Origin of the sequence: Mizugakiibacter sediminis (assembly GCF_000953855.2) — a bacterium.
GTDB lineage: Bacteria > Pseudomonadota > Gammaproteobacteria > Xanthomonadales > Rhodanobacteraceae > Mizugakiibacter > Mizugakiibacter sediminis.
The window spans coordinates 1-1,385 of the sequence record NZ_DF970240.1; the positions used below are offsets into that span (position 1 = coordinate 1).

The window sequence follows — 1,385 nt, forward strand, 5'->3', positions numbered from 1 at the left end:
GGCTACACTGGGCACGAGACCGATGCGGCGACCGGGCTCGTGTATGCGCAGCAGCGGTACTACGATCCGGTGCTGGGGAGGTTCTTGAGTGCGGATCCGGTGGCGGCAAATGGGGGTAACGGCGCGAACTTCAATCGCTTCAGGTATGCCAACGACAATCCCTATCGGTATACGGACCCGAGTGGCAAGGCGACCTCATGCAGCACCGGAACTCACCTCTCGGGCCAAAGCTGTGAAAGCTTAGGCGTAAGCGTGACGCAGGTCGGGACGCGGAGTGCCTCTGAAACGAAAGCCGCGGCTGCTGCTACAGCAATAGCGATCAGGGTAGGTGCCGGCGCTACCTCGAATGCTGCTGGCGCTGCCACCGCTACTGCCGCGGGTACGTTACTAGAAGGGGTGGCTGTTGGAGCTTTGGTTTATCCGACCGCGACAGCGTCCGACGACACACTTTCAGCCCAAGCCGCAAAAGAATTAGACCAACCGATTTCGAGTTCAAATCCTCGGGAAGGTCAGTACGTCTACCGTATCTCGGGTGGTCTGTCTCCAACGATGGGCGCTTCTTGGACTCCAATTAATCCGGCGCTTTTACGGCTCGCTGGTTATAACGTTCGAGACCTTGCTGGATTACCCAATACTAATCTTGGAACGCAAATGACGGTTTCTAGAATTGTGAACCCGGCGGGTATTACGGCGATAAGGCCGGCACTCCCGTATGGCACGCACGGAGGTGGAATACCAAATCAAGGCGGCTTGCCGGAATATCTGATTCCTAATCCTGCGGCTACTTTGCAGCCGATCAACACGTTTAAAGTTGATCCGGCATTCTGAGAGGTAAGCTAATGTTTGTAAAAATTGGTACAAAATGTTTTTATGTCTCCGAGAGAAAACCAGAATCACACGCTGAATGCGCTATAATTGGCGAAATAGCGCAGAGTACCCCCGAGCGCAAAGTGTTTGTGGTTTCGTTCGAAAGCTCCGAGGACAATGTGTTGGGAGGAACGTTCTTTGCTGTTATCTATCCAGGTGGTGAACAAGATCCAGAAAAGATTGTTTCGGTGCATGCCTTCACAGAAGATGGAGCATGGCTGCCGCCTAGTTCAGGCTACGTCGAAGTTGGCTTTCTGTGTACGCGTGAAGGATTGAAGAAATACTTTTGAGCTTGGCGTATGGCTGACAATCTTGTCCAGCTGACAATCTTGTCCAAGTTGCATATAGACCCGGAGGGGTCGACAATGAAGTGCACCGACGGATTCAACAATGAAGTGCCCCACTGACCCGCTGAAGCGGCTCAGGCTGTACAAGCCCGCGTAGGGCGGGAATATCCCGCCTGTCGAGTTGGGAAAACAGGGGTCACCCTTTCGCCGCCGCCGTCAACGGGCGCATGG

General features: G+C 54.2%; 2 protein-coding genes. Both read left to right on the plus strand.

Annotation, left to right across the window (positions count from 1 at the left end; translation table 11 throughout):
• The coding region (locus tag MBSD_RS12445) for an RHS repeat-associated core domain-containing protein (protein WP_148667883.1) at window positions 1-828 on the plus strand (828 nt) is incomplete at its 5' end.
• Between the two features lie 11 nt (window positions 829-839).
• Window positions 840-1,157, plus strand: coding sequence for a hypothetical protein (locus MBSD_RS15215; protein WP_148667884.1), 318 nt, complete (start codon window positions 840-842; stop codon window positions 1,155-1,157).
• The last annotated feature ends 228 nt before the right edge of the window (window positions 1,158-1,385 follow it).